General features: G+C 69.0%; 25 protein-coding genes. 12 read left to right on the top strand and 13 right to left on the bottom strand.

All coding sequences use genetic code 11. From position 1 onward, the window contains the following. Positions 1–22 precede the first annotated feature (22 nt). Entirely contained in the window at positions 23–1,834 is a 1,812-nt protein-coding gene (locus OC373_RS15560; protein WP_261998018.1) for a DUF885 domain-containing protein, read from the top strand. A 104-nt stretch (positions 1,835–1,938) separates the two neighbouring features. Here OC373_RS15560 and OC373_RS15555 read toward each other — a convergent pair whose 3' ends face one another. Next, the gene (locus OC373_RS15555; protein WP_019185443.1) at positions 1,939–2,397 is read right to left on the bottom strand and encodes a hypothetical protein; all 459 of its coding nucleotides are present in this window, start codon (positions 2,395–2,397) and stop codon (positions 1,939–1,941) included. Between the two features lie 181 nt (positions 2,398–2,578). On the opposite strand from OC373_RS15555, the gene OC373_RS15550 reads away from it, so the two are divergent. The 4 genes from OC373_RS15550 (at position 2,579) to OC373_RS15535 (ending at position 5,189) form a co-directional block, all read left to right on the top strand. Beyond that, positions 2,579–2,827, top strand: coding sequence for a hypothetical protein (locus OC373_RS15550; RefSeq protein ID WP_019185442.1), 249 nt, complete (start codon positions 2,579–2,581; stop codon positions 2,825–2,827). A gap of 123 nt (positions 2,828–2,950) precedes the next feature. After that, positions 2,951–3,868, top strand: coding sequence for a bestrophin family ion channel (locus OC373_RS15545; protein WP_261998017.1), 918 nt, complete (start codon positions 2,951–2,953; stop codon positions 3,866–3,868). Between the two features lie 27 nt (positions 3,869–3,895). After that, the gene (gene hemB / locus OC373_RS15540; protein WP_070426174.1) at positions 3,896–4,885 is read left to right on the top strand and encodes a porphobilinogen synthase; all 990 of its coding nucleotides are present in this window, start codon (positions 3,896–3,898) and stop codon (positions 4,883–4,885) included. A 31-nt stretch (positions 4,886–4,916) separates the two neighbouring features. After that, the gene (locus tag OC373_RS15535) at positions 4,917–5,189 is read left to right on the top strand and encodes an SHOCT domain-containing protein (protein ID WP_261998016.1); all 273 of its coding nucleotides are present in this window, start codon (positions 4,917–4,919) and stop codon (positions 5,187–5,189) included. A gap of 66 nt (positions 5,190–5,255) precedes the next feature. On the opposite strand, the gene OC373_RS15530 is transcribed toward OC373_RS15535, so the two are convergent. After that, a complete protein-coding gene (locus OC373_RS15530) occupies positions 5,256–6,131 on the bottom strand; it encodes a TolB-like protein (protein WP_261998015.1) in 876 nt (291 codons plus the stop codon). A gap of 53 nt (positions 6,132–6,184) precedes the next feature. Between OC373_RS15530 and aroE the strand changes: the two genes are divergently transcribed. The 3 genes from aroE (at position 6,185) to dinG (ending at position 9,647) form a co-directional block, all read left to right on the top strand. Next, complete coding sequence (gene aroE / locus OC373_RS15525) at positions 6,185–7,030, top strand: shikimate dehydrogenase (protein WP_019185437.1); 846 nt, start codon at positions 6,185–6,187, stop codon at positions 7,028–7,030. Between the two features lie 10 nt (positions 7,031–7,040). Next, positions 7,041–7,403 carry a hypothetical protein gene (locus tag OC373_RS15520; RefSeq protein WP_019185436.1) on the top strand — a complete coding sequence of 121 codons (363 nt, stop codon included), beginning with the start codon at positions 7,041–7,043 and terminating at the stop codon, positions 7,401–7,403. 141 nt (positions 7,404–7,544) lie between these two features. Next, on the top strand, positions 7,545–9,647 hold the full coding sequence (dinG, locus tag OC373_RS15515; RefSeq protein ID WP_070426172.1) for an ATP-dependent DNA helicase DinG: 2,103 nt from the start codon (positions 7,545–7,547) through the stop codon (positions 9,645–9,647). Between the two features lie 23 nt (positions 9,648–9,670). Here dinG and OC373_RS15510 read toward each other — a convergent pair whose 3' ends face one another. Both OC373_RS15510 and ilvD read right to left on the bottom strand, forming a co-directional pair. Further along, positions 9,671–10,300 carry a hypothetical protein gene (locus tag OC373_RS15510; RefSeq protein WP_019185434.1) on the bottom strand — a complete coding sequence of 210 codons (630 nt, stop codon included), beginning with the start codon at positions 10,298–10,300 and terminating at the stop codon, positions 9,671–9,673. Between the two features lie 84 nt (positions 10,301–10,384). Then, entirely contained in the window at positions 10,385–12,223 is a 1,839-nt protein-coding gene (ilvD, locus tag OC373_RS15505; RefSeq protein WP_261998014.1) for a dihydroxy-acid dehydratase, read from the bottom strand. Between the two features lie 204 nt (positions 12,224–12,427). On the opposite strand from ilvD, the gene OC373_RS15500 reads away from it, so the two are divergent. After that, the gene (locus OC373_RS15500) at positions 12,428–12,991 is read left to right on the top strand and encodes a DUF1190 domain-containing protein (RefSeq protein WP_261998013.1); all 564 of its coding nucleotides are present in this window, start codon (positions 12,428–12,430) and stop codon (positions 12,989–12,991) included. A 3-nt stretch (positions 12,992–12,994) separates the two neighbouring features. After that, a complete protein-coding gene (locus OC373_RS15495) occupies positions 12,995–14,173 on the top strand; it encodes a glutathionylspermidine synthase family protein (RefSeq protein ID WP_070472522.1) in 1,179 nt (392 codons plus the stop codon). A gap of 3 nt (positions 14,174–14,176) precedes the next feature. On the opposite strand, the gene OC373_RS15490 is transcribed toward OC373_RS15495, so the two are convergent. The 9 genes from OC373_RS15490 to OC373_RS15450 all read right to left on the bottom strand — a co-directional run bounded on the left by OC373_RS15490 (position 14,177) and on the right by OC373_RS15450 (position 24,943). Next, a complete protein-coding gene (locus OC373_RS15490) occupies positions 14,177–15,475 on the bottom strand; it encodes a DUF58 domain-containing protein (RefSeq protein WP_261998012.1) in 1,299 nt (432 codons plus the stop codon). 31 nt (positions 15,476–15,506) lie between these two features. Then, complete coding sequence (locus OC373_RS15485; protein ID WP_261998011.1) at positions 15,507–16,514, bottom strand: MoxR family ATPase; 1,008 nt, start codon at positions 16,512–16,514, stop codon at positions 15,507–15,509. After that, positions 16,511–17,689: a DUF4350 domain-containing protein gene (locus OC373_RS15480; protein ID WP_261998010.1), complete on the bottom strand. Its 1,179-nt coding sequence runs from the start codon at positions 17,687–17,689 to the stop codon at positions 16,511–16,513. Before OC373_RS15480 ends, OC373_RS15485 begins: the two co-directional genes overlap by 4 nt. Continuing rightward, positions 17,686–19,371: a DUF4129 domain-containing protein gene (locus OC373_RS15475; RefSeq protein WP_261998009.1), complete on the bottom strand. Its 1,686-nt coding sequence runs from the start codon at positions 19,369–19,371 to the stop codon at positions 17,686–17,688. The genes OC373_RS15480 and OC373_RS15475 overlap by 4 nt, the downstream gene beginning before the upstream one ends. After that, positions 19,361–20,353 (bottom strand): stage II sporulation protein M, encoded by a 993-nt coding sequence (locus OC373_RS15470; protein WP_070426168.1) that lies wholly within the window; start codon positions 20,351–20,353, stop codon positions 19,361–19,363. Before OC373_RS15470 ends, OC373_RS15475 begins: the two co-directional genes overlap by 11 nt. After that, positions 20,350–21,039, bottom strand: a complete 690-nt coding sequence (locus OC373_RS15465; RefSeq protein ID WP_019185424.1) for an RDD family protein — start codon at positions 21,037–21,039, stop codon at positions 20,350–20,352. The genes OC373_RS15470 and OC373_RS15465 overlap by 4 nt, the downstream gene beginning before the upstream one ends. 153 nt (positions 21,040–21,192) lie before the next feature. Further along, a complete protein-coding gene (locus OC373_RS15460; protein ID WP_261998008.1) occupies positions 21,193–21,723 on the bottom strand; it encodes a gamma carbonic anhydrase family protein in 531 nt (176 codons plus the stop codon). 320 nt (positions 21,724–22,043) lie between these two features. Further along, complete coding sequence (gene mnmG, locus OC373_RS15455) at positions 22,044–23,933, bottom strand: tRNA uridine-5-carboxymethylaminomethyl(34) synthesis enzyme MnmG (RefSeq protein WP_261998007.1); 1,890 nt, start codon at positions 23,931–23,933, stop codon at positions 22,044–22,046. Positions 23,934–24,424: 491 nt separating this feature from the next. Continuing rightward, positions 24,425–24,943 (bottom strand): hypothetical protein, encoded by a 519-nt coding sequence (locus OC373_RS15450; RefSeq protein ID WP_261998006.1) that lies wholly within the window; start codon positions 24,941–24,943, stop codon positions 24,425–24,427. A gap of 147 nt (positions 24,944–25,090) precedes the next feature. Between OC373_RS15450 and OC373_RS15445 the strand changes: the two genes are divergently transcribed. Further along, entirely contained in the window at positions 25,091–26,050 is a 960-nt protein-coding gene (locus OC373_RS15445) for a pyridoxal-phosphate dependent enzyme (protein ID WP_070426163.1), read from the top strand. Then, the gene (locus OC373_RS15440; RefSeq protein WP_070426162.1) at positions 26,035–26,646 is read left to right on the top strand and encodes a YdcF family protein; all 612 of its coding nucleotides are present in this window, start codon (positions 26,035–26,037) and stop codon (positions 26,644–26,646) included. The genes OC373_RS15445 and OC373_RS15440 overlap by 16 nt, the downstream gene beginning before the upstream one ends. Positions 26,647–26,665: the final 19 nt, after the last annotated feature.

Below are 26,665 nucleotides of genomic sequence, written 5' to 3'. Positions count from 1 at the left end.
CATCCTGCCCTGGAGTTCCTGCATGAAGCCGCTTGTCCTCGCTGTCGCGCTTGCGCTGTCCGTTCCCGTCGCGCTGTCGGCTCCCCCGGCCCTGGCCGCGCCGGCAGCCGCCAAGCCCGCCGCTTCGCCGGCCTGGGTGACCCGCAGCAATCAGCTCGCGCAGATCCTGCTGGATGCGCAGGGCCCGTTCCAGCCGGAAGAAACCGGCTTCTTCGGCGTGCCGGGCTACGACGACAAGGTGGCCGACTTCGGCCCGGACAACGGCGCCCGCTACCGCGCGGCGATGGCCAAGGCGCGCAGTGAACTGCAGGCCAAGCTCGCCACCGAGCGCGATCCCAACGTCCGCCAGGACCTGGCGATCATGATCGCCGCCGCCGACCAGAACATCGAAGGCAGCGAACTCAACGAGAAGTACCTGCTGCCGTGGAGCGATACCCCGCAGACCGTGTTCAGCGGACTCAACCTGCTGCTGTCCGACCAGGTGCCCGCCGAACGCCGCGCCAAGGCGCTGGATCGCCTGAAGGCCTACGCCGGGCTTGCCCCGGGCACGCAACCGGTGACCACGCTGTCGCGCCAGCGCTATGAAGAGCGCCTGGGCGACAAGAGCCTGCTGCAGCCGACGAAGATCGAAGTCGAGCAGTCGCTGGCCAATGTGGATACCTACATCAGCGGCATCGAGCAGCTGTTCGGCAAGTACAAGGTGGCCGGTGCCGAGCAGGCGCTGCAGACCATCGCCAGCCAGCTGCGCGAGTACCGCGACTGGACCCGCCGCGACGTGCTGCCCAAGGCCCGCACCGACGCGCGCCTGCCCGAGCCGCTGTATGCCTATCAGCTCAAGCGCGTGGGCATCGACATCGCCCCGGCGCTGCTGATGCAGCGGGCCCAGCTGGAATTCATGGAGACCCGCTCGGCGATGCGCCAGCTGGCACCGCTGGTGGTGCAGGCCAAGGGCCTGAAGGTCACCGATCCCACCGATCCGGTTGCGGTGGTGCGTGCGCTCAAGGGCGACAAGATTGCCGATGACCAGCTGGAGCACCACTACCGTGGCGTGATCGATGCGATCGACCCGATCATCCGCCGCGAGAAGATCGTCGACGTGCCGCAGCGCCCGATGCAGATGCGCCTGGGCTCGGCCGCCGAAAGCGCCGCCTCGCCGGCCCCGCATTTCCTGCCGGCGCCGCTGGTCGGCAACACCGGCCAGCAGGGCACCTTCGTGCTGCCGCTGGGCAACCCGGCGGCGGGCGACAAGGCCGCGCAGTACGACGATTTCAACTTCGGCTCAGCCGCCTGGACGCTGAGCGCGCATGAAGGCCGCCCGGGCCACGAGCTGCAGTTCACCGCGATGGTGGAGCGCGGCATCTCGCTGGCGCGCACCATGTTCGCCTTCAACTCGGTCAACGTGGAAGGCTGGGCGTTGTATGCCGAAGCGGAGATGGTGCCGTACGAGCCGCTGGACGGGCAGCTGATCGCGCTGCAGTTCCGCCTGCTGCGTGCCGCGCGCGCGATGCTGGACCCGATGCTCAACCTGGGCCAGATCGACCGTGCCAACGCCGAGCGCGTGCTGATCGACGAAGTCGGCCTGTCCAAGGCGATGGCCACCCAGGAACTGGACCGCTACATGGTGCGCATGCCCGGCCAGGCCGGCAGCTACTTCTACGGTTACACCCGCATCCTTGAGCTGCGCATGCAGACCGAGCTGGCGCTGGGCGATCGCTTCGACCGGCTGGCGTTCAACAACTTCCTGCTGGACCAGGGCCTGCTGCCGCCGGACCAGCTGGCCAAGGCAGTGAACGAGGTGTTCGTGCCGAAGTACAAAGGCGCGGCCAAGCGCTGACACGGTTCCGGTAGGCGCGGGGCGTTTTCCGCTAGGCACCGACCGTTGGTCGGTGCGCCGGCCCAGCCGCCACGACCCACGGTCGTGGCCTACCGCGGCGCCGGTTAGCGCTGCGGCGTGATCGTCTGCGTGGGCAGGCGCGGCGCCGGCGGCGGGTTGGGTACCCAGATGGCCACGCCGGCCGCGCGCTTCTGCGTGGTCGGAATGCCGATGCCGACGCCACCGCCCACGTGCGAGCCATAGCTGCCCGCACCGACGGACATGCCCACCGGCGAACCGCTGGAGCCGACGCCCATCAGGATCACGCCATTGGCACCGAGGGCGGCCGCTTCACGCTTGAGCCGCATCACGGCCGCATCGGTCTGGCCCTGCGTGCCGAAGCCGACCGCACTGGCCGACTCGAGCTGGGCGATTTCCTGTGAGCCGGCCGGCGGCGTGGAGTAGATCTGGACCGTGGCCGGATCGACCGGCGCACGTGCCTGGCCGAGCATGACCTTGGAGGTGCTGGCACAGCCAGCGCTGAGCAGCGCCAGGCCCAGCAATGCGGCGCATCGGATGTTCATGGCGTTACCCCTGTGTGTGATGGCTGGGATGATCGGCGCTGGCGACTGAATCGGTGCCAACCCCTGCCAGTGCACCCTAGCACCGCCGCGGTGAGGCCCCCGCCAACGGCGTCTCGCTGCCGCTTGCGCCTGCGCCCGGAACCGCTATGGTGGGCCACGCATTCACCTCAAGGAGCCGGGCATGGGATTGATCAGTCTGTTGTGGGGCATCGTGGCGCTGCTCTGGATGATTGTGGCCCTGATCCCGCTGCTGGGCTGGGGCAACTGGTTCCTGATCCCCTTCGCCGCCGTGGGCGCGGTCATCGCCGCCATCGGCATCCTGTTCACCCACGCCAGCAAGCGCGGCCGGGCCTGGACCGGGCTGGTGCTCAACGGCATCGTGGTGGTGGTCGGCATCGTCCGGCTCGGGCTGGGCGGCGGCATCATCTGAGCCATGCGGGTGCGACCGACCGTCGCAGCTCACGGCCGCCCGGCACCATCGGCGTAGAATGACCGGCTGCCGCATCCGGCTCCGCCGGCGGTCCACGCCCGTCCGGGCGCTCTCCCTGCACCGATGATCATTCGTCCTCGTCCCCACGGTTGGCAACTGCTCTACATCCTGCGCGGCTCCATCGTTCCGGCGGTGGCCCCGAAAGTCGTGGCGATCCTGCTGCTGTCCATTGCCGTCGCCGCCCTGGCCGAGCTGTGGCACCCGCCGGGCATCGAGCGCGTCTCGGTAGCGCCGTTCACGCTGCTGGGCCTGGTGCTGTCGATCTTCCTCAGCTTCCGCAACAACGCCTGTTTCGAGCGTTGGTGGGAAGGCCGCAAGCTGTGGGGCCAGCTGATCTATGAATCGCGCAGCCTGGCGCGGCTGTGCCAGGCCGTGCTGGTCGACGATGCGGCGCTGCGTGACCGCGTGTGCCGGCTGTGCATCGGCTTCGCGCATGCCCTGGCCGCACGCCTGCGCGGCCGCGACGTGGCGTTGGCGGCGCTGCCGTGGGTGGCCGAGGCCGACCGCGTGCGTTTCGGCCAGCGCCGCAATGCACCGGATCAACTGCTGGCGATGATCGCCTCCGATCTGGCCCAGGCGCTGCGCGCCGGTCAGCTCGATCCCTACCTGTACACCCAGTTCGAAACACGCCTGCATGCGCTCTCCAGCATCCAGGCCGGTTGCGAGCGCATCCTGACCACCCCGCTGCCGTTCGCCTACACGCTGCTGCTGCACCGCTGCGCGTGGCTGTTCTGCGTGCTGCTGCCGTTCGGCCTGGCCAGCTCGCTGGGCTGGGCCACGCCGGTGGTCTCGGCCGTGTTGGCGTATGCGTTCTTCGGCCTGGACCAGCTTGGTGAAGAAATGGAGGAGCCGTTCGGGCTGGAATCCAACGACCTGCCGCTGGATGCGATGGTGCGCACCATCGAAATCGATCTGCTCGACAGCCTGGGCGTCCAGCCGCTGCCCGAGCCCCTGCAACCGCGGCAGTACCTGCTGCAGTAATTCCTGCCTTCCGTTCCGGAGCACCTCATGGCACACCCCGACTATCGCCCCCGCCGCATGCGTCACGACGAGTTCTCGCGCCGCCTCATGCGCGAAAACACCCTGACCACCGACGACCTGATCTATCCGGTGTTCGTGCACGAGCTGGCCGGCCGCGCGCCGATCGCCTCGATGCCGGGCGTGGAACGGCTCTCGATCGACGAGCTGCTCAAAGTGGCCGAAGAGGCGCTGGAACTGGGCATCCCGGTGATCGACCTGTTCCCGGTGATCGATCCGGCCGGCAAGAGTCTGGACGCGGCGGCGGCGTGGGACGGGAACGGGCTGGCGCAGCGCGCGGTGCGTGCACTCAAGTCGCGCTTCCCCGAGCTGGGCGTGATGACCGATGTCGCGCTGGATCCGTACACCACGCACGGCCAGGACGGCATCATCGATGAGGCCGGCTACGTGCTCAACGACATCACGGTCGAGGCGCTGGTCAAGCAGTCGCTCTCGCATGCCGAAGCGGGCGTGGACATCATTTCGCCGTCGGACATGATGGACGGCCGCATCGGCGCGATCCGCCGCGCGCTGGATGCTGCGGGCCACGTCAACGTGCGCATCATGGCCTACTCGGCCAAGTACGCCTCGGCGTTCTACGGTCCGTTCCGCGATGCGGTGGGCAGCTCGGCCGGCCTCGGCAAGGCGGACAAGAAGACCTACCAGATGGACCCGGCCAACGGCGATGAAGCCATGCGCGAGATCGCGCTGGACCTGGAAGAAGGTGCGGACATGGTCATGGTCAAGCCGGGCATGCCCTACCTGGACCTGGTGCGCCGGGTGAAGCAGCAGTTCGGCGTGCCGACCTTCGCGTATCAGGTCAGTGGCGAGTACGCGATGATGAAGGCGGCCTTCGCCAATGGCTGGCTGGATGAACGGGCCTGTGTGATGGAATCGCTGATCGGCTTCAAGCGTGCCGGCGCCGATGGCGTGCTGACCTATTTCGCCCCGCAGGTGGCGCGTTGGCTGCGCGAGCGCTGACAATACGCGCCCACCCCGATACAGGACGAGGATGATGCAGACGATGGGATGGCTACAGTGGGTGACCTGGACGGCCGGCGTGCTGGCCTTCGCAGCGGTCATCGGGCTGGTGATCCGTGGCGTGCGCCGCGCCGCGCGGCAGGCGCCGGAGCAGCCTTCCGCCGCCGCGCGCATTGCCCGTGAGGCGCAGCTTTCGCCCGCCTTGCAGGCACAGCTGGCGGCGTTGAACCAGCGCAAGGATCACGGCGAGATCAGCGAAGCGCAGTACGAGCAGCTGCGCGCGGAGCTGCTGCAGGGCTATTGACGCTGGGCGGCGCCGCCTCCACGGGTAGAGCCACGCCACGCGTGGCTGCCTTGCGGCCCCGCGGCGTCAACCGCAGCCCATACCCCGCGGCGCTGACGGCGCCTTGATCCGGTACAGATCCAGCCCGCCGGCACGCGGTGCGCGTGCCATGCCAGCCAGCACCATCTCCGTGGGCTTGGACGCGTCCACCACCGGCGCGCCGGTCTGGCCGTCGGCGGTGTTGAACGACAACGTCAATGGCACCGCCGCCTGGCGGTGATCGCAGCTCGCCAGCAACACCTGCGAGCGCCCGTCGCTCGCCCGGGTGAACGCCAGTGCACCCTCGTTATCCAGCCAGGCCGCCCCGAGTTCGTCGGCGGCCGTGTTGAGCGGGGCGGGCAGGGCCTGCGCGGTGCCGAATCCCTCGCCCTGCACGGGCGCCAGGTACAGATCGAAGCCGCCCTGGGTGTGGTTGCCGTTGCGCGAGAACAGCAGCATGCGGCCGTCCGGGCGCAGCGCGGGGGCCCGTTCGTCCGCGCGCGTGTTGAGCGCCCCCGGCAGGGTCTGCGCGGGCCCGACGCTGCCATCGGCGGCCACCGGGGCGCGGTACAGGTCGAATCCACCCTGGCCGCCGCTGCGGTTGGAGGCGAAGTACAGCCAGCGCCCATCGTGGCTGAAGTAGGGGTCGCGCTCGTCGCTGGCGCTGTTGAGCGCGAGCGGGGCAGGGCCCTGCCAGCGGCCGTCGCGCAGCACCGCCTGCCACAGGTCCCAGCCGCCCTGGCCACCGGCGCGGTCGCTGGCCCACACGATGCGCTGGCCGTCCGGCGCGATCGTGGCCTGGGCTTCGTTGGCCTTGGTCGAGACCACGCCCATGCCCTCGATGCCGAATTCGGAAAGCGCCATCGCGGCGGGCGTGCAGAGTAAACTGGCGCTCAGCGCGAGCAGAGACAATGGAATGCGCATCATCGCGTCCGTTGGGGTTTGCGTTCCATTCTAGGCCCGGAGCAGGACAACCCATGACCGACCGTTACGCCGTATTCGGCCAGCCCATCGCGCACTCGCAGTCGCCGCACATCCACGCCACGTTCGGCCGGCAGGAAGGCCTGGCGCTGGACTACCGTGCGATCGAAGCGTCGCCGGCCGAGTTCCTGGCAGCGCTGGAGGCCTTCGCCGCCGAGGGCGGCGTGGGCGCCAACATCACCGCGCCGCACAAGGAAGCCGCCTTCGCACTGTGCACCACGCTGACCTCGCGCGCGCGCCGCGCCGGTGCGGTCAACACGCTGCTGCGCAAGGGCGACCGCTGGCATGGCGACACCACCGATGGCATCGGCCTGGTCCGTGACCTTACCGACCGCCACGGCCTGGACCTGCGTGGCCGCCGCACCCTGCTGATCGGCGCCGGCGGCTCGGCCCGCAGCGTGGCCCCGGCGCTGCTGGATGCCGGCATCCTGGAGCTGGTGGTGGTCAACCGCACTCCGGAGCGCGCCGACGCGCTGATCGATGCGATGGGCGAGCCGGGCCGCGCGATCACCCGCTACTGGGAAGACATCCGCGAGCTGGGCGATTTCGAGTTGATCGTCAACGCCACCTCGGCCGGCCGCGACCGCACCGCGGAATTCAAGCTGCCGCTCTCGCTCGTCAACAGCATGACCACCGCCGTGGACCTCAACTACGGCGAGGCCGCGATCGCCTTCACCGCGTGGGCGCGCTCGGCCGGCTGCCGCAACATCGTCGATGGCCTGGGCATGCTGGTCGAACAGGCCGCCGAGAGCTTCCTGCAGTGGCACGCGGTGCGCCCGCAGACCGACGCGGTCTACACCGAGCTGCGGAACCGGCTGGCGCCGCTGGCCGGCGAGGACTGAGCCGGTGGACATGGACCTGCTGGTCTCGATGCTGACCATGGTGGGCGTGCGCCTGCCGGTGCTGATCGCGCTGGCGGTCGCGGTGGTCTGGGTGGTGGACACCCCGCGCGGGGCGATCCGCAGCGTTGCCCTGGGCGCGCTGGGCCTGCTGGCGCTGACCACGCTGGCCGGCCTGGTGCTCAACCTGGTGCCGATGTGGATGGTGCAGCAGGGCAACTACGAAAACCTGCAGCTGATGTCCAAGCTGCTGGGCGCTGGCCACTTCGCGCTCAACCTGTTCGAGGCGCTCGCGCTGGTCCTGCTGGTCTGGGCGATGACCCGCGCGCTGCGCAGCCGCGCCGTTCCGCCCGCTGCGCCGCTGCCGCCGCGCTGAGCGGATGCAGCAGGCTGTCGCGGTCCACAGTGTTGGCGTGGGTCGCGTCACGGAGATGAACCGGCGCGGAAAATGGCGCCGGTCACGACCGCCGGGTCGTGAGAAAATGGGGACCGTGATCCAGTCAGGCAGTCCTCCGGCGTGACCGAAAAAGTTGAAGCCCCCCGCGCCCTGAACGACGAACTCAAGGCCGGCATCCGCGACGCCTACGCCAAGCTGCAGGCCAATACGCCCGGCTTCAGTACCCGGCGTTCACAGAGCCAGATGATCGGCGTGGTGTCGCGTGCGCTCTCGCACAGCGGCGGCGTGGGCGTGGTTGAAGCCCCGACCGGCGTCGGCAAGTCGCTGGGCTACCTGACCGCCGGCGTGCCGATCGCGCTGGCGACCAAAAAGAAGCTGGTGATCAGCACCGGCACCGTGGCGCTGCAGTCGCAGCTGGTCGAGCGCGACATCCCCAATTTCCTCAAGGCCACCGGTATCGAAGCCACGGTGGCGCTGGCCAAGGGCCGCACCCGCTACCTGTGCACCCGCAATGCCGCCGAAGCGCATGGCGATGGCGCGCAGGAAGGCATGTTCGAAGACGAGCAGCCGCTGTTCGATCGCCCGTTGGCGCCGATCGAGATGGACCTGGCGCAGTCGCTGAGCAAGGCCTTCCTCGAAGGCCGCTGGAACGGCGACCTGGACAACGCCCCGGAGACGATCAGCAACACCCTGCGCTCGCGCATCACCACGCCGGCCTCCGGTTGTGCCGGGCGCAAGTGCGCGTACTCGGCGCAGTGCGCGGTGCTGCGCTCGCGCAATACCGTGCGCGAGGCGCAGATCGTGGTGACCAATCACGCGCTGCTGCTGTCGGCCCTGTCGATCGGTGAGAGCGACAACGGCCAGCCGCTGATCGCCCCACCGTCGGACATGCTGCTGGTGCTCGACGAAGGCCACCATATCGGCAATGTCGCCATCGACCAGGGTGCGGCCAGCCTCGCGCTGGACGAGATGGCCAAGCGCACCGGCCGCCTGCAGATCCTGATCGCCGCCGCCTACCGCGCGGTGGACAAGGACAAGCTGGGCAACCTGCTGCCCAACGAGGCGATCGAGGTCGCCGCCAAGGTCAGCAAGCAGCTCAAGGCCTTCCGCGATGTGATCGACCGCAGCTGGCGGCCGGACCCGTCCGCACAGGAGCCGATGTGGCGCGCCCCGAATGGCCGCCTGCCGGAGATCTGGATGCCGGACATCGAGGCCATCGCCGACGACACCCGCGCACTGTTCAACTGGGCGCATGCCGCGTTGACGCAGGTCGCCAAGGGCAAGCCCGAGGATGCCGCGCGCGAACGCCTGCAGCGCAACCTCGGCATGGCGCTGGAGATGATCGAGCAGCAGCACAACCTGTGGACCGGCTGGCGCCGCGAAGACAAGGACGGCCAGCCGCCCACCGCGCGCTGGATCACCCTCTCGCGCGATGGCGACCTGGTCCTGCACGGCTCGCCGGTGTCGGCCGCCAACGTGCTGCGCAAGCTGCTCTGGGATGAAGTGGATTCGGTGGTGATGACCTCGGCCACGCTGACCGGCGGCGGCGACTTCCAGGCCTTGGCGATCGACAACGGCATTCCGGCCGAGGCCGAGATGGTCTCGCTCGCCTCCCCGTTCGACCTGCCCAACCAGGCCCAGCTGATCGTGCCGGCGTTCCCGGTCACCCCGGATGACAAGGAAGGTCACCCCAAGGAAATCGCCAAGTACCTGGTCAAGGAGCTGGACTGGGGCAAGGGCAGCATCGTGCTGTTCACCTCGCGCTGGAAGATGGAAAAGGTGGCCGAGCTGATGCCGGCCGCGCAGCGCAAACAGGTGCTGGTGCAGGGCGAGACCGCCAAGCAGAAGATGATCGACGAGCACCTGCGGCGTACCTCGGCCGGTGAGGGTTCGGTGTTGTTCGGGCTGAATTCCTTCGGCGAAGGCCTGGATCTGCCCGGCGAAGCCTGCACCACCGTGGTGATCACCCAGGTGCCGTTCGCGGTCCCGACCGACCCGCAGACCTCCACGCTGAGCGAGTGGTTCGAAAGCCGCGGCCTGAACGCCTTCAACCTGATCGCGATCCCGCACGCCCTGCGCACGCTGACCCAGTTCTCCGGCCGGTTGATCCGCACCTCCACCGATACCGGTCGCGTGATCATCCTCGACTCGCGGCTGCTGACCCGCCGCTACGGCAAACGCATCATCGATTCACTGCCGCCGTTCAAGCGGGTGATCGGGTAACACGGGCAGCTCCTGCGACCCGATCAGCGTGTGCGGCCCTCGGGCGTGGTCGTAGTGTCGGGGTGGCGGCAGGACTGAGCGGAATACGCCTGCCGGTAGCTCTGGCCGAAGCACCGGACGAACGCATCAACCACATCGAGGTTGGGCGGCCAGGCGACCTGCACCACCTCGCCGTTCGGCATCGCGAAGCTGAAAAATCCATCCTTGACGTTCACCTCCGGCGGCGCTGGCAGGGCTGCCAGCGCCGTGCGGGCAGCGGCCAGGGCCGGCCGGTCCTTCTCGATGAAGGCGATGCTGGCATCCACGTAGGGATTCCAACCGCCAGCGTCGGGCGCGGGCTTGTAGGTCTGCCGCATCAATGCGACCGCCTGTGCGTCCTGCCCGGCCTGTGCACGCATCTGCGCTTCATGCCAGATCATCGTGGTATTGCCGGCGGCCTTGGGCTGCGCACGATAGGCCGCGATGAGATCGGCGGCCGCCAGCTGGCACTCCGCCTTCTCCGCCATGGGGCGCCAGCCGCCCCCCAGATCCTGATCGAACTGCTCCGGCGTCAACGCCAGCATCGCAGTGAGATCCACCGCGCATTCGTCGGCAACGGCGGGACAGGCGGCGGCCGACAGGGCCAGAGCCAGCAGAGAGCGCGAGCCGTGCATCGTCACATCCTTGTGCAGAGGTCTGGAGCGAGTGTTGGCCTACGGCACATCGCCGGTCAAGCCGGGCGGCGCCTCCAGGCGCTCTCAGTCCTCCAGCTTCGCCAGATCCCGCACCGCGCCCTTGTCGGCACTCGTCGCCAGCAACGCATAGGCTTTCAACGCGCCGGTGACCTTGCGCGGGCGCGCCTCGCGCGGTTTCCAGCCCAGGGCGTCCTGCTCGGCACGGCGTGCCGCCAGCGTGGCGTCATCCAGCAGCAGATCGATGCGCCGCGCCGGGATGTCGATGCGGATGCGGTCGCCGTTGCGCACCAGGCCGATGGTGCCGCCCGAGGCCGCTTCCGGTGAGGCATGGCCGATCGACAGCCCGGAGGTGCCGCCGGAGAAACGACCGTCGGTGAGCAGGGCGCATTGCTTGCCCAGCCCCTTGGATTTCAGATAGCTGGTCGGGTACAGCATTTCCTGCATGCCCGGGCCGCCGCGCGGGCCTTCGTAGCGAATCACGACCACGTCGCCGGCGACGACGTCATCGGCGAGGATGCCCTGCACGGCGGCGTCCTGGCTCTCGAACACCCGCGCGTTGCCTTCGAACACATGGATGGATTCATCCACGCCGGCGGTCTTCACCACGCAGCCATCCACGGCCAGGTTGCCACGCAGCACGGCCAGTCCACCTTCTGCGGAGTACGCATGGGCGACATCGCGGATGCAGCCATCGGCGCGGTCCACGTCCAGCGTCGGCCAGCGCGTGGCCTGGCTGAACGCGATCTGGGTCGGGATGCCTGCCGGCCCGGCGCGGAAGAAATCGTGCACTTTCTCATCGGTGCTCACCGCGACATCCCAACGTGCGATCGCCTCGGCCAGGGTGCGGCTGTGCACGGTCGGCACGTCGGTGTGCAGCAGGCCGCCACGCGCAAGCTCACCGAGGATGCCGAACACGCCGCCGGCGCGATGCACGTCCTCCATGTGGTACTTCGGCGTGTTCGGGGCGACCTTGCACAGCTGCGGCACACGGCGCGAGAGCGCGTCGATGGCATGCAGGTCGAAGTCCACTTCCGCCTCCTGCGCCGCCGCCAGCAGGTGCAGGATGGTGTTGGTCGAGCCGCCCATCGCGATATCCAGCGTCATCGCGTTCTCGAACGCCTGGCGGGTGGCGATGCCGCGGGGCAGCGCACCGATCTCTTCGCCGCCATACCAGCGGTGGCACAGTTCCACGATCAGGCGGCCGGCACGGCGGAACAGCTGCTCGCGGTCGGCGTGCGTGGCCAGGGTGGAGCCGTTGCCCGGCAGCGACAGGCCCAGTGCCTCGGTCAGGCAGTTCATCGAGTTGGCGGTGAACATGCCCGAGCACGAGCCGCAGGTGGGGCAGGCGCTGCGCTCGTATTCGGCGACCTTCTCATCGCTGGCGCTTTCATCGGCGGCGATCACCATGGCATCGACCAGGTCCAGCTTGTGCTCGGACAGGCGCGTCTTGCCCGCTTCCATCGGCCCGCCGGAAACGAACACCACCGGGATGTTCAGGCGCAGCGCAGCCATCAGCATGCCGGGGGTGATCTTGTCGCAGTTGGAGATGCACACCAGCGCATCGGCGCAGTGTGCATTGGCCATGTACTCCACCGAGTCGGCGATGATCTCGCGGCTGGGCAGCGAATACAGCATGCCGTCGTGGCCCATGGCGATGCCGTCATCCACCGCGATGGTGTTGAATTCCTTCGCCACGCCGCCGACCTGCTCGATCTCGCGCGCCACGAGCTGGCCCAGGTCCTTGAGGTGCACGTGGCCGGGCACGAACTGGGTGAACGAGTTGGCGACGGCGATGATCGGCTTGTGGAAGTCGCCATCGGTCATCCCGGTGGCGCGCCACAGGGCGCGTGCGCCAGCCATGTTGCGGCCGGCGGTGGAGGTGCGGGAGCGGTATTCAGGCATGGTGGCTGGCAGGATCTGGCGGGCCGTGGTGGCGCGTTTCGCCTCGATTCTGCCGAAAAATTCCGGTTGCGTTTGCAACCACCTTCGCTGCTGCCGCGCGATCGAATCCTGAAACGCTGTTCATGTTTTCGACTTTGCCGGTTTTGGTTGTTCGCGCCGATCAGGCATGATTGGGGAGATAACCGCATTAGGGGGCATGACGCCATGAAACGTTCCAGGACCACTGCGCTGCTGCTGATGAGCGCTGCGCCGCTGCTGTTCACCGCCTGCCAGAAGAACGAGGCCGTGCAGATGCAGGAAGGGCTCTATACCTCGGTGCAGGCCTGTACCGAAGCCACCGGCGATCCGTCCAGCTGCCGCAATGCCTTTGCCGAAGCGCAGAAGCAGTCGGCCGATGCCGCCCCCAAGTACGCCACGCGCGAAGCCTGTGAGGCCGAGTACAACGCCGAGCAGTGCGTGGAACAGAAGACCTCCACCGGCCACTCGTTCATCGGCCCGATGATGATGGGCTTCTTCATGTCGCAGATGCTCAGCAACCGGGGCGGCGCGGGCCTGGCCCAGCAGCCGGCGGCGGCGCCGGCCTACCAGGACAAGGCCAAGGGCTGGGCCCGTCCGGGCCCGTCCACCGGTGGGCTGAACACCGCCAGCGGCATCGGCGCCGGCAAGGCCGGCCTGGCCCCGGTGACCGCCACCCCGAACCGGGCGGTCACTGCCAGCCGCGGTGGCTTCGGCAACTCCAGCAGCAACCGCAGCAGCGTCGGCGGCTGATCGATGCAGCGCGTGCGTATCGCCGAGCGCAGCCAGTGGCGCGCCCGGGCCGAAGAGTCGGGGTTCCGTTTCCACACCATCGATGGCCTGCCGTACTGGGATGAAACCGCGTATTACGCCTTCACCCTGCGTCAGATCGAGCAGGACATCGAAGATCCCAGCGCCGAGCTGCATGCCATGGCGATGGACCTGGTGGACGAGGTGGTGGGCAGCCAGCAGCTGATGGACCAGCTGGCGATCCCGCCGCAGTTCCGCGACTGGATCGCCGACAGTTGGCGCCGCCGCGAGCCGCACCTGTACGGGCGGCTGGATTTCGCCTACGACGGCAGCGGCCCGGCCAAGCTGTACGAGCTCAATTACGACACGCCCACCTCGCTGTTCGAAGCCTCGTTCTTCCAGTGGCAATGGCTGGAGGACCAGCGCAACCAGAACCGGTTGCCGCCGCACGCCGACCAGTTCAACGCGATCCATGAAGCCCTGGTCGAACGGTTCGGTGAACTGGCCGCGCAGCTGCCGCCGCCGCTGTATTTCAGCGCGGTGGGTGCGTCGGAAGAAGACCAGGGCACGGTCGCCTATCTGCGCGACTGTGCCGCCCAGGCCGGCCTGCGCGGCGAAGCGATCGCGATCGAAGATATCGGCCTGTCCGAAGACGGGCGCTTCACCGCGCTCGACGACACCGTGATCGGCAGCCTGTTCAAGCTGTACCCGTTGGAAGACCTGATGACCGAGTCGTTCGGCCAGGCGCTGCCCGCTTCAGGGGTGCAACTGCTGGAACCGGCATGGAAGGCGATCCTCAGCAACAAGGGCGTGCTGCCGCTGCTGTGGCAGCGCCACCGGGGCCACCCGAACCTGCTCGCCGCCGAGTTCGACGATGGCAGCGAGCTGCCCCGCGGCTGGGTGCGCAAGCCGCTGTTCTCGCGCGAGGGCGCCAACGTGGCCATGCACCTGGCCGATGGCAGCTGGCAGGAAAGCGAAGGCCCGTATACCGGCCCGGCAATCCGCCAGGCCGCGCATCCGCTCACCGCGTTCGATGGCGGGTATCCGCTGATCGGCAGCTGGGTGGTGGGCGACCAGGCCTGTGGCATGGGCATCCGCGAAGACAACAGCCGGATTACCCGCGACAGCGCCCGCTTCGTTCCGCACGCGATCATCGACGAAGCGCCGACGCGTATCTATCTGTAAGGGTTACAGCAAGCCATCCCGCTTGACCGCCAGGTAACGCTCCACCAGCGCGCCGGGCAGAGCCTCGGCGGTGACATCGAGCACCATCACCCGATGGCTGCGCAGCGCATCATGCGCATCGCTGCGCTGCTGCAGGTAACGGGCGATCGCGCCGGCCTGGGTGGCGTCGTGCAGGGTCTCCACCGGCTGGGCCAGCGCATCATCCAGCTCGCGCTCGCGCAAGCTGGCCACGCATACCAGATGCTGGCGCTGCAGCAGGCGTACCGCCGCGAGCAGGTCCTCGATGTCCTCATCGCGCACGTTGGTGACCAGCATCACCAGCGACCGCCGGCGCTGGCGCAGCGAGAGCTCGGTGGCGGCGGCGAGATAGTCGGTGGCGACCGGCTGCGCCTGCAGGTCGTAGCTGGCGCGCAGCAGGGTATCGATCGTGCCCATGCCGCGCTTCGGCGCGACCCAACGGCTCTCGCCCCCGGCCGCGAACAGGCCCACACCGTCGCCCTGGCGCAGCGCCAGGTAGGACACCACCAGCGCCGCATTCAACACATGGTCGAAGTGCGACAGGCCGCCTTCGCTGGCCATCATGCGCCGGCCGGTGTCGATCATCAGCACCAGCTGCTGGTTCTTCTCGTCCTGGTACTCGCGCGACACCAGCTTGCGCGCACGCGCGGTGGCCTTCCAGTCGATCTGGCGCAGGCTGTCGCCGACGCGGTACTCGCGCATCTGGTGGAAGTCGGTGCCTTCGCCGCGGCGGCGCTTGAGGTGCGCACCGACCAGCCGCGAGGCCTGTTCGGCACTGAACAGCGCAAAGCGGGTGAGCGGCACGAAGTTGGGGTACACGCGCACCGTCATCGCCGGCGGCAGCTGCCGCCGCTGGTGCCACAGGCGCCAGGCGCTGTGCATGCGCAGATGCACGCCCTCGAACACAAAGCGGCCACGTGTGGTCGGGGTCAGCCGGTACGCCACGCTGCTGGTCACCATCGGCTTGAGGGCCAGCCTGCGCGGCAGCCCCTGCAGGCTCCACCCACCGGGAATCAGATCAAACACCTCCACGCGCTGGTGGCGGCTCGACTCCAGACGCAGCGTGGCCTCACGCTCGACGTTCAACGCCAGCGACTCGGGCAGTTCGCGATGCACGCTGGGCGAGGGCTGGGCACGCAGGCGCAGCAGGTCCACCAGCGCAATCAGCGCCACGCCGCCGCCGATCGCCCACCAGACTGCGTGCGGCCAGGCACCGAGTACCACCGGCACGCCGAGCAGGCCCCAGCCGGCCAGCAGCGCCAGCAGCAGTAGGCCCGGCCTCATGCCGCCTGCCCGCGATGGAAAACGCGCCCCCTCATTTGCGCGGTGCGTCCACCTTGGCCAGCAGCGCGGTCAAGGCATCGTCGGCGCTTTGTCCTTCGATCTGCAGTTCCGGTGCCAAGGCGATGCGGTGGCGCAGCGCCGGTCTGGCGATGTCGCGCACGTCATCGGGGGTGACGAAATCACGGCCGGACAGCACCGCCTGCGCACGCGCCGCACGCACCAGCGCGATGCTGCCGCGCGGGCCGGCACCGAGCGCGATGCCCGGCCACTGCCGCGTGGCGGCGACGATCCGCACCGCGTAGTCGATCACTTCCGGATCGACCGTGATCGCCGCGGTGGCCTGCTGCAGCGCGACCACCTCGGCCCCGCTCAGCACGCGCGGCACCTGCGAGAGATCGAAGTCGGCCGCGCTGCGGCCGGTGGTGATCGCATCGACCATGCGTTTCTCGTCTTCCAGCGCCGGGTAGTCGATCAGCACCTTGAGCAGGAAGCGGTCCAGCTGCGCTTCCGGCAGCGGGTAGGTGCCTTCCTGCTCGACCGGGTTCTGGGTGGCGAGGGTCAAGAACGGCGGGGTCAGCGCGAACGCCTTGCCTTCGATGGTGACCTGGCCTTCCTGCATCACTTCCAGCAGGGCCGACTGGGTCTTGGCCGGCGCACGGTTGATTTCATCGGCGAGCAGCAGGTTGGTGAACACCGGGCCGCGGCGGATCTTGAAGCTCTCCGTCTTCGGGTCGTACACCGCGTGGCCGCTGACATCGCTGGGCATCAGGTCCGGGGTGAACTGCACGCGGCCGTAGTCCAGCTCCAGGGCCTGGGCGAGGGCGCGCACCAGCAGGGTCTTGCCCAGCCCGGGGACGCCTTCGATCAGCACGTGGCCGCCGGCCAGCAGCGCGATCAGGATCTGGTCGAGTACCTCGGGCTGGCCGATGAAGGCACGGCCCACGGCCTCGCGCACGGCATCGACGCGCTCGGACAACGGCGACGGTGAAGGCGTCAAGGCAGGAGGGGACAGCGGCGGCGGAAGCGTCGGCTCGGTCATAGCAGGTTTCTCATCTGGATCAGCAGGCGGATGCGGTCGCGCAGGCCGGCGACGTCGTGGGAAGCGGGTGGGGTCAACGCGGTCTGCACGCGCTCGTGCGACCACTGCAGCAAGGTGGCGACGGCCTGCACCCGGGCCTCGCCGGTCAGGGCGGCCGCACTCGGCGAACGCCGCCGCAGGCGGGCCAGGAACGCGCGCCGGACCGCGTCGTACAGCAGCGGCGCCTTGCCGAAGCGCAGCAGGTGTTCGCCGCTGGCGCGGATGTGTTCGAGCAGGGAACGGCGTTCGGCCGGCGGCGAAGGCAGTTCGCTGCCCAGGCGCTGCGCGCGCTGCCAGAGCCAGCCGAGCAGGGCCAGCAGCAACGGCGCCCACACCGGCCAGCCGTGGTAGAACACGCGGTTCCACAACGACGGCGGGCGCGAGGCGTAGACCAGCCACATCGTGCCCTTGCCGTAGTTGGGTGCGAGCACGTAGCGGGTCAGGTCGCGATGGGCCTTGTCGTGCAGGCCGTCGATGGCGGGGTTGGCAGCGTTCTGCGCAACGGTCGGATTGGGCCGGCCCTTGCCGTCCATGAAGGCCATGTCCGCCAGCACATCGATGCGGCCCTGGCCGTGGCGCAGGCGGGCGAACACCAGATCGCCCGTGTCGCCCCACTGGCGCTCGACCGCCATGCCCCTGGGCGGTTGGACCGCGAAGCGGCGCCCGTTGCAGAACTCGATGTGCTGCGGATCATCGCGCACGTGGAACGGCTGGCAGTAGTTTCCGTAGTCCTCGCTGTCCACGCCGAGCGCGTCCAGCAGCGGACCATTGCGCGCGGCCTCCTTGCCTACCGGTGGCGTGCGCACGATCAGATGGCCGCCACGCGCCACCCAGGCCATCAGCGCCGTGGCGGCAGGCGCGGGCACTTCCGCGCTGTCCTGCAGCAGCACCAGAGTGTCGCCCGGCTGCAACGGCATCCGGGCCAGGTCCAGGCGCGGCTGCGACTGCACGGTAAGCCCGTCCGCGCGCAGTGCCTGACCGAGCACATACAACGGGTTGTAGCTGGCTTCACCCTGCGGCGGCAGGTGCTCGAGCTGGGTCACCCGCTCGTGCGTGCGCAGGAACAGGATCGCCAGCGGCACCCCGATCACCAGCAGCACGAGGCCGACCAGCAGCCAGCGCAGACGGGTGCTCATGCGCGCCACCCGAACTGGCGCTGCAGGGTGGTGGCCAGCGCTTCGAAATCATCATCGGCCGGCAGCCGGCCGGCATACGCAGCGTACTGCCAGACCCGCACGATGCGTTCGAACAGGCGGCGGTCGGCCTCGACCGGCATCCGTCGCGAGGCCCGCAGGCACTGCGCTTCGGTGGCGCCCGGCGGCAGGCTGATCTGCGCGCGCTCGCTCATGGACTCCACGCTGGCGCGATACAGCAGCGCCAGCGCCTGCCGTGGGCGGCCCTCCTGCCACAGTGCACGCGCACGCGCGGCGGGATCGGGTGGCGCCACGTCCGGTACCCGGATCGGCTCTTCCACGACCGCCACAGCCTTGGCCCGGCGGCGCTGGCCGGAGCCACGCAGCCACGGCAGCCAGCGCGGCGCGGTGATCAGCAGCAGCACCACCAGGACGCCGACCACGGCCCACAGCGCCCACTCGGCGATCTGGGCCGGCAGCAATGGGCCCTTGTTGCCACGTTGCCGGGATCCGTTGGCGGCGGCCGCGCGTTTTGCCTTCTCGGCCTCGGCCGCCTCGCTATCCGTGCGCTTCCACTCAGTGACCTCGCGGGTCGGGCTCTGCAGCGGGTCTTCATACGCGCGCTGCACCGCCTGACGGAAGCCGGCGGTGTCCACCGCCTCGTTGCCGAAGACGCCGACCGCAGTGTTGTCCGGGTCATTGTCGAACGTCCGGGTGGGAGCGTCCGGCGCCTCGTCTTCGGCGTCTTCATCCTCAGGCACATCGGACCCCGCGTCGGCCGCGGGCGCCAGACCGTCCTCCAGCGCCGGCGCGGCAGCCGGTGCAACCACCGCCCCCTTGCTGTTGGACGACGGCGGTGTCTGCTGGGCGTGCAGCGCCGCGCCCGGCCAGATCAGCACCAGGGCCAGCACCAGCAGCGGCGCGGCCTGCTGCAGCCGGGCGTGCAGGCGGCGGAAGGCGATCTCCAGATCCCACGCTTCCATCTGCGTGCGCCGGTCCAGGTACAGGCCGAAGCCGGCGCCGACGTAGAACGGACCGATTAACGTCGCAGCGGCCCAGAACAGCAGGTTCACGCCCAGCTGCATCCACGCCGGCATGTCCTGCTTGGCCAGCTCCCACGCCGCGCGCCAGGACTCGGACAACAGGTCCACCGGGATGAACAGGAACACCGCCGCGATGCCGCCGACCACCAGCACGAGCTCGAAGACCATGCACACCAGCGTCAGCAGCAGCGCGTGGCCGACCGCGCCGCCGGCGATCACACGCCGACGCTGGCGGCGATGCGCAGCGTCCGTGCCCTCGAGCAGATTCACCGGCAGCAGCACCGGGCGCAGCGGGCTCAGGCGCCGCCAGCCGAGGTAGCCCCAGAAGCCCTGCCAGCCCCACGTGCGCTGCGCGCGCAGTGTCTGCGTGGTCGTCGAGGCATCGCCGAACACCCCACGCGAGATCACGTACAACGCGATGCGTTCGAACAACGGCTTGAGCCACCACATCGCCAACCAGGCCCAGCCGAAGCTGTCCGTCCACCAGGCCAGCGCGTTGAGCAGCACGAACACCGGCAGCGACACGCTCACCCACGGCGCCCAGATCGCCGCCGCGTGCCGTCGCACCAGGGCCATCCCCAGCTCCATGGCCTCCCAGCCCGAGCGCGCGCGCAGCACGATGTTGAGCCGATCAATCTGCATCGGCCGCTCCGCGCCCGCCGCGCCACAACCACACGAACACCGCGGTCCACAGCACCGCGGCCACGCTGTATTTGCCCCACGCCGGGATCGCGGCGATCGAGGACCAGAACGCTTCGATGAAGGCGGCCACCAGCAGCATCGCGGCAACGCCCACGCACAGCTTGGCCCCGATCACACCGCCCTCGACCAGCGCATCGATGCGCCGCCGGCGACCGGGCGCAAGCAGTTTCATGCCCAGCTGCAGCCCAGCGCCGCCGGCGATCACGATCGCGGTCAGCTCGAATGCACCATGGCCGGCCACGAAGCGCCAGAACGGATCGCCGTGGCCGATATGCTGCAGATGCCCGGCCACCGACCCGATGCCGACGCCGTTGAACAGCATCACGAACACGGTACCGACGCCGGCGATCAGCCCGAAGGCGAACGTGCGCAGGCCGATGCTGATGTTGTTCATGATGTAGTAGCCGAACATCGTCCAGTTGGTGCCGCTGTCGCGGCCCAGGTTCGGCGAGGCCGGATCGTACATGCGCTCGAACTCGGCGATGCGCGCGTTGTCCAGCAGCAGGTGGATCAGCTCGGGGCGCCACAGGATCAGCGCGAAACTGCCCACCAGCGGCACCACGAACAGCGCCGCAGCGACCCACATGCTGCGTGCCTGGCTGCGCACCAGCTGCGGGAAATCGGCGAACAGGAAGGCGAGCGCGCGCTGCCACTGCGGGCGCGGGGTGCGGTACAGCAGGGTATGGCCCTGCTGCATCAGCTGCTGCAGCCGCGCTACCAGCTGCGGGCTGTAACCGCGCCGGCGCGCCAGCGCGAGCTGCTGGCACAGGCGGCGGTAACGCTGCGGGAAGTCGCCATCGTCCAGGCCCTCGTGTGCTGGCTGCCGGCGCGCCTGCCGCGGGTGCTCACCGCGCTGGGCCAGCCAGTGCTCCAGCGCCTGCCATTCGGCCTGGTAGCGGGCGACGAACTGTTCCTGCCTCATCGCCGCCCCAACAGCCAGTTGGCCATCGCATACAGGCGCAGCACGCCGACCTGGCCGTGGCTTCCGGTGAGCGGCGCGGCGATGTCGGCCAGTTCCTGCTGGCGTGGCGCCGACAGCCGCGGCGCACGCTCGGCGAAAGCGACCACGGCGGCCTGTTCGGCCGGCTGCAGCGGTTGCGGTGGTACCAGCACACTGCCGACCGGCACCGTGCCGCCCAGCGGCGCGGCGCCCTGATGGATCACCACGGTGCCGGCGACCAGATCGCCGAGGCGGCGGCCATGCGCATCGAACAGGCTCGACAGCAGCCCCAGCGCATAGCCGAACGGCAGCATGTCCACGGTGCGCAGCAGGTTGCGGGTGATCGCGCTCATCCAGCCGATCGGCCCACCATCGCGCGCGACCACGCGCAGGCCCATCGCGCGCTTGCCCAGGGTGCGGCCCCAGCACGCCTCCTGGACGATCGTGTAGGCCCACATCAGCAGGAACATCAGGCCGAGGTAGAGACCTTGGCCGAACCCGCCAAGGAAGGCCAGCGGAATACTCAGCATCATCAGTGCGCCGACCCGGATCACGAAGTCGATCGCCCACGCCAGCGCACGCGGCAACGGACCAGCGACGGGCAGGTGCAGGGGCACGCCTTCGGGGGTGATGACCTCCCGGTAGGTATCCAGCATGGGCGCACTCATGGGCGGCGCGTCACGGTGGGCCGTAGGGAAGGCCACAGGGGATGCCGGATTCCTCTCCGGGCTGCCAGCGGGGGCATGCGGGTCTCGACTGCTTCCTGGTCGGCTGAGGACTTTACCGCGCACCGATCCCGATGCACAGCGGCGCGACCACCATCACCCCCGGTACTGGTCCTTCAGGCGCACGTAGTGATCGGCCGAGTAATGCAGCGATTCGATCTCTTTGTCGCTGAGCGTGCGCGCCAGCCGTGCGGGGTTGCCCAGCCACAGCTCGCCTTCGCCGACCACCTTGCCCGGGCCGAGTACTGCACCCGCGCCGAGGAAGCCGTGCGTGCTCACCGTCGCGCCATCGAGAATGCACGCGCCCATGCCGATCAGACAGTAATCGCCGATCGTGCAGGCATGGATGATGGTGCCGTGGCCGACCGTGACGCCCTCACCGATGATGGTGGGGTAGCCGCCCTTGTTGAACGGGCTGTGGTGGCTGACGTGGATGATGGTGCCGTCCTGGATGTTGCTGCGCGCACCGATCCGCACGTGGTTCACATCCCCGCGGATCACCGTGCCCGGCCAGACCGAAACGTCATCGCCCAGCACCACATCGCCGATGATGGTGCTGGCCGGATCGATGTAGACGCGTTCGCCGAGCACCGGCAGTTTGTCGAGGAAGGGGCGGATCGGGGACATGCATGAACTCCGGCAACGCAGGGACTGGGACGCCGCCTGCCGCGGTGCCCCGGCCCCCGATTATAACGCGGGTGTGCCTGCCAACCGCCGCTGGCGCGCAGACCATCGTCCGCACGACTGCACGACTGCGCGACTGCGCGACCGCCGACCGCCGACCGCACGACCGCGCGACGGCGCAACCGCACGGCATCGACGGTAGAGCCGACCGTTGGTCGGCTGCCCCGAATCCCCCGGCGGTGGCTGTGCAGCCGACCAACGGTCGGCTCTACCGGGTTGTCGTGCGGCCGCCCAACGGTCGGCTCTACCGGTGGGGTGCGGCGTTACGCGGCGCGGATGCGGCGCGCGCGTTCCAGATGGACCAGCAGCAGCGAGATTGCCGCCGGGGTCATGCCGGGGATGCGCTGGGCCTGGCCGATGGTCTGCGGCCGCACGCGCTCGAGCTTCTGCTGCACTTCGGCCGAGAGACCGCGCACGCTGGCGTAATCGAAATCGGCGGCGATGGCGGTGTTTTCATGCCGCTGCTGGCGTTCGATCTCGTCGCGCTGGCGGTCCAGGTAGCCGGCGTACTTCACGCCGATCTCGACCTGTTCGGCCACCTTGGCGTCGGCCACGGCGGGGCCGAGCGACGGCACCTGCATCAGCTTGGCGTAGTCCAGTTCCGGGCGCTTGATCAGGTCCAGCACGTTGGTTTCGCGGCTGACCGCCACTCCCAGCGTGGCTTCCACCTCGCGGCCGAGCGCATTGCCCGGCGTGGCCCACAGGGCGCGCAGCCGCGCGGTCTCCTGCGCCACCGCGTCCTGCTTGGTCTGGAATGCGCTCCAGCGGCGGTCATCGACCAGCCCCAGTTCGCGGCCGAGGCCGGTCAGGCGCACGTCGGCATTGTCCTCGCGCAGCTGCAGGCGGTACTCGGCGCGGCTGGTGAACATGCGGTACGGCTCGTTGGTGCCGTGGGTGATCAGGTCGTCGACCAGCACGCCCAGATAAGCCTCGTCGCGGCGCGGGCACCAGCCGGCGTCGTCATGGGTGAAGCGGGCGGCGTTGAGGCCGGCCAGAAGGCCCTGCGCGGCGGCTTCTTCATAACCGGTGGTGCCGTTGATCTGGCCGGCGAAGAACAGGCCGCTGACGGTCTTGGTCTCCAGCGTGTTCTTCAGCCCGCGCGGGTCGAAGAAGTCGTATTCGATCGCATAGCCGGGGCGGGTGATGTGCGCGTTCTCGAAGCCACGCATGCTGCGCACCAGCTCCAGCTGCACATCGAATGGCAGCGAGGTGGAGATGCCGTTGGGATAGATCTCGACCACGTCCAGCCCCTCGGGCTCGACGAAGATCTGGTGGCTGGCTTTTTCGGCGAAGCGCACCACCTTGTCCTCGATGGAGGGGCAGTAGCGCGGGCCGATGCCTTCGATCTGGCCGCTGTACAGCGGCGAGCGGTGCAGCGCGTTGCGGATGATCTCGTGGGTGCGTTCGCTGGTGTGGGTGATCCAGCAGCTGACCTGCGCCGGATGCTCGTCCACGCTGCCCAGGAAGGACATCACCGGGCGCGGGTCGTCGCCGGGCTGTTCTTCCATCAGGCGGTAATCCAGTGATCGGCCGTCGATGCGCGGCGGCGTGCCGGTCTTCAGGCGGTCGATCACGAACGGGCGCTCGCGCAGGCGCGCGGCCAGGGTGGTCGCCGGCGGGTCGCCCATGCGGCCGGCCGCGTACTGGGTCTCACCGACGTGGATCTTGCCGGCCAGGAAGGTTCCGGCGGTCAGCACCACGGCGGTCGCGCTGAAGCGCAGGCCGGTCTGGGTGATCGCGCCACGCACGGCATCGCCCTCGATGACCAGGTCATCGACCGCCGCCTGGAACACGGTCAGGTTGGGCTGGGCCTCGACGATCCGGCGGATCGCCATGCGGTAGAGATTGCGGTCGGCCTGGCAGCGCGTGGCGCGCACGGCCGGGCCCTTGGAGGCGTTGAGCGTGCGCCACTGGATGCCGGCGCGGTCGGCGGCATGGGCCATCGCGCCGCCGAGGGCGTCGATCTCCTTGACCAGGTGGCCCTTGCCGATCCCGCCGATGGCCGGGTTGCAGCTCATCGCACCGATGGTTTCGACGTTGTGGGTCAGCAGCAGGGTGCGCGCACCGCTGCGTGCGGCCGCCAGCGCGGCTTCGGTGCCGGCGTGGCCGCCGCCGATGACGATCACGTCGTAGCGGTAGAAGGAGTCAGTCATGGCGGAGGAGCTCGGGACGGGGCCGGGCGGCCCGGATCAGCCCTGGAGGCAGGGCGCGGGTGGCGATTTTAGCGCCATTCGTCGGGGGCCATGAAATCCACCCTCAAGTTGGCACGTTTTCTGCAGATAACCCAATAGCACCCAGGATGGCATGCGCCTTGTGCGCAACGGACCGGAATTGGAACAGGGGCCGGTCCAAGCGCATCGTGGGGAAGCAGAGGGGCCGGCAGTCGGGGGACTGTCGGCCCTGTTTTTTTGCCGGTTCCAGCGCGAACGCGCCGCCCAAATACAGAAGGCCCCGCCAGTAGCGGGGCCTTCTGCGTTTAAGGTGCCGACATCCGACAGGGCCGGAACAGGGGGGATCCAGATGTTCCTGGCGGATATCGACATAGAGCCGAATGTGACGCCACTTGTCGCTTTTGGCACTTTGTGACCGTGGCTGTCACCGCCCGGCTAGAGTGAACTGCCGGGCGCGTGAAAATCAAGCCATCTCAGGGCTCAACTGTGCGTTGGTTCGCATTGTTGAGATTCCGCCACGGGGAACCGTTCATCCTCGGCGAAGACGGACGCGGCGCCTGGGCCGGGCGTGCCTGCGGCGGCGACGGACGCTGCTGTTGCTGCCGTTGCTGCTGCGGCGGCCGGCGCGGCCCACCGAGCGAATCCATGTTCCGCCACGGCGAGCCGCCGTTGTTCGGCCGCGGGCGATCCGGCGGACGGGTCGGGTTGCCGTTGCCATGGCCGGGGCGCGGCGGTGGGCGATGATTGTGCGGCGGGCGATAGTTCGGATACGGGCGATACACCGGATAGCCGTAGCCACCGCCATAGCCGTAATACCCGCCACCGTAGTAGCCACTGCCGTACCCATAGGGATATCCGGCCGGGTAGCGATACTCGACCGACGGTGCGCCGTGGTAGTAGCCGCTGCCGCCGCCACCGCCGACATAGTCGTACGTCGCGCAGCCGGACAGGGCCAACAACAGGCCACCGGCAAGAACAAGGCGCATTTTCATGATGGGTCCCCCCAACGGGCTGTAGGGCCAGCTTCGGCCCAAGGCATTGAATCAGCCCTTAACTCGGCCCGATCCGAATGAATGGTTGCCATGCTGACACGTTCATCAAGTCGGATGTGGGCAGGGGGCATACGTTAATCTTGCGTCATGAGCGATTCACCCTTGCCCTGTGTTGACGACGTGCTGGCGGCGGCGGCGCGCATTGCCGCGCACGCCTGCGTGACCCCGGTGTTGCGCTCGCGCACCCTGGATGCGCTGACCGGCGCCACCGTGGTCTTCAAGGCCGAACACCTGCAGCGCAGCGGCGCCTTCAAGTTCCGCGGTGCCTGCAATGCCGTGTGGGCGCTGACCGAGGCGCAGGCCCGGCGCGGGGTGGTCACCCACTCCTCGGGCAACCATGGCGCCGCCCTGGCGCTGGCCGCGCGTACCCGTGGGATTGCCTGTCACGTGGTCGTGCCCGAGGGCGCGGTGGCGGCGAAACTGGCCAACATCGGCCGCCACGGGGCCACGCTGTGGCGCTGCGATGCCTCGATCGCCGCGCGCGAAACCATGTGCGCCCAGGTCCAGGCCGAAACCGGGGCGACCCTGGTCCATCCCTATACCGACCCGTGCGTCATTGCCGGCCAGGGTACGGCCGCGCTGGAACTGCTGCATGCCAGCGAAGGGCTGGAGATGATGGTGGTGCCGGTGGGCGGCGGTGGCCTGGCCGCGGGTACGCGGCTGGCACTGCAGGCCGCCGCCCCGCTGGCCGAGCTGGTCCTGGCCGAGCCGCTGGGCGCGGCCGATACCGCGCGCTCGCTGGCCGCTGGCGAGCGCCACATCGATTTCACCCCCCACACCGTCTGCGATGGCCTGCGCGGGACGCTCGGCGCGCCCAACTTCGCGCTGCTGCAGGGCGCGGCCCAGGTCATCACCGTCGCCGATGAGGCGACCGTCGCGGCGATGCGGCTGATCTGGCAGGTGCTCAAGCAGGTGGTGGAACCGTCCTCGGCGATCGCCCTGGCGGCGATCCTCGCCGAACCGGCACGCTTTGCCGGCAAACGGGTGGGCGTGGTGCTTTCCGGGGGCAATGTGGATCTGGATGCGCTGCCGTGGGGCGCGGTATGAGCCGGCACACCGGGGTGGGCGTGTTCGGGTGGCTGTGGCGGCTGTGCATCGTGCTGGCCGTGTGGCTGCTCGGAGTCACGGCGTGGATCGTCTGGATCGGCGAGCGCGACCAGGCGCAGAAGGCCGACGCGATCATCGTGCTCGGCGCGGCAGCCTATGACGCCAAGCCTTCGCCGGTGTTCGAAGAGCGCATCCGCCACGGGCTGGATCTCTACCAGCAGGGCTATGCCCCGCTGCTGATCTTCACCGGTGGCTATGGCGGCACCGGCGCGCGTTTTTCCGAATCGCAGGTGGCGCGTCGCTACGCGCTCAAGCAGGGCGTGCCCGATGACGCGATCCTGATCGAGACCGCCTCACGCACCACCCGGCAGAACCTGATCGAGGCGCGGCGCTTGATGGAGCAGCGCAAGCTGCATCGCGTGATCATCGTCAGCGACCCGCTGCACATGGCGCGCGCGCTGCGCCTGTGCCGCGAACTGGGCATCGATGCGCTGGCCTCGTCCACGCCGAGCACGCGCTTCCGCAGCTTCCACACCAGCTGGCGGTTCCTGGCGCAGGAAATCTATTTCTTCCACCGCGATCTGTTCCCGTCGTAGCGCCGACCGTTGGTCGGCT

This window comes from Stenotrophomonas sp. Ste96 (assembly GCF_024519495.1).
In the GTDB taxonomy this organism is placed as follows: Bacteria; Pseudomonadota; Gammaproteobacteria; order Xanthomonadales; family Xanthomonadaceae; genus Stenotrophomonas; species Stenotrophomonas bentonitica_A.
This window is presented reverse-complemented; position numbering and strand designations above follow the sequence as displayed.

What these genes read in the sequence shown, in the direction of transcription:
- OC373_RS15560 (WP_261998018.1), top strand. Translation starts at nt 23, where the DNA reads ATGAAGCCGCTTGTCCTCGCTGTCGCGCTTGCGCTGTCCGTTCCCGTC.
- OC373_RS15555 (WP_019185443.1), bottom strand. Translation starts at nt 2,397, where the DNA reads ATGAACATCCGATGCGCCGCATTGCTGGGCCTGGCGCTGCTCAGCGCT.
- OC373_RS15550 (WP_019185442.1), top strand. Translation starts at nt 2,579, where the DNA reads ATGGGATTGATCAGTCTGTTGTGGGGCATCGTGGCGCTGCTCTGGATG.
- OC373_RS15545 (WP_261998017.1), top strand. Translation starts at nt 2,951, where the DNA reads ATGATCATTCGTCCTCGTCCCCACGGTTGGCAACTGCTCTACATCCTG.
- hemB (WP_070426174.1), top strand. Translation starts at nt 3,896, where the DNA reads ATGGCACACCCCGACTATCGCCCCCGCCGCATGCGTCACGACGAGTTC.
- OC373_RS15535 (WP_261998016.1), top strand. Translation starts at nt 4,917, where the DNA reads ATGATGCAGACGATGGGATGGCTACAGTGGGTGACCTGGACGGCCGGC.
- OC373_RS15530 (WP_261998015.1), bottom strand. Translation starts at nt 6,131, where the DNA reads ATGCGCATTCCATTGTCTCTGCTCGCGCTGAGCGCCAGTTTACTCTGC.
- aroE (WP_019185437.1), top strand. Translation starts at nt 6,185, where the DNA reads ATGACCGACCGTTACGCCGTATTCGGCCAGCCCATCGCGCACTCGCAG.
- OC373_RS15520 (WP_019185436.1), top strand. Translation starts at nt 7,041, where the DNA reads ATGGACCTGCTGGTCTCGATGCTGACCATGGTGGGCGTGCGCCTGCCG.
- OC373_RS15510 (WP_019185434.1), bottom strand. Translation starts at nt 10,300, where the DNA reads ATGCACGGCTCGCGCTCTCTGCTGGCTCTGGCCCTGTCGGCCGCCGCC.
- ilvD (WP_261998014.1), bottom strand. Translation starts at nt 12,223, where the DNA reads ATGCCTGAATACCGCTCCCGCACCTCCACCGCCGGCCGCAACATGGCT.
- OC373_RS15500 (WP_261998013.1), top strand. Translation starts at nt 12,428, where the DNA reads ATGAAACGTTCCAGGACCACTGCGCTGCTGCTGATGAGCGCTGCGCCG.
- OC373_RS15495 (WP_070472522.1), top strand. Translation starts at nt 12,995, where the DNA reads ATGCAGCGCGTGCGTATCGCCGAGCGCAGCCAGTGGCGCGCCCGGGCC.
- OC373_RS15490 (WP_261998012.1), bottom strand. Translation starts at nt 15,475, where the DNA reads ATGAGGCCGGGCCTACTGCTGCTGGCGCTGCTGGCCGGCTGGGGCCTG.
- OC373_RS15485 (WP_261998011.1), bottom strand. Translation starts at nt 16,514, where the DNA reads ATGACCGAGCCGACGCTTCCGCCGCCGCTGTCCCCTCCTGCCTTGACG.
- OC373_RS15480 (WP_261998010.1), bottom strand. Translation starts at nt 17,689, where the DNA reads ATGAGCACCCGTCTGCGCTGGCTGCTGGTCGGCCTCGTGCTGCTGGTG.
- OC373_RS15475 (WP_261998009.1), bottom strand. Translation starts at nt 19,371, where the DNA reads ATGCAGATTGATCGGCTCAACATCGTGCTGCGCGCGCGCTCGGGCTGG.
- OC373_RS15470 (WP_070426168.1), bottom strand. Translation starts at nt 20,353, where the DNA reads ATGAGGCAGGAACAGTTCGTCGCCCGCTACCAGGCCGAATGGCAGGCG.
- OC373_RS15465 (WP_019185424.1), bottom strand. Translation starts at nt 21,039, where the DNA reads ATGAGTGCGCCCATGCTGGATACCTACCGGGAGGTCATCACCCCCGAA.
- OC373_RS15460 (WP_261998008.1), bottom strand. Translation starts at nt 21,723, where the DNA reads ATGTCCCCGATCCGCCCCTTCCTCGACAAACTGCCGGTGCTCGGCGAA.
- mnmG (WP_261998007.1), bottom strand. Translation starts at nt 23,933, where the DNA reads ATGACTGACTCCTTCTACCGCTACGACGTGATCGTCATCGGCGGCGGC.
- OC373_RS15450 (WP_261998006.1), bottom strand. Translation starts at nt 24,943, where the DNA reads ATGAAAATGCGCCTTGTTCTTGCCGGTGGCCTGTTGTTGGCCCTGTCC.
- OC373_RS15445 (WP_070426163.1), top strand. Translation starts at nt 25,091, where the DNA reads ATGAGCGATTCACCCTTGCCCTGTGTTGACGACGTGCTGGCGGCGGCG.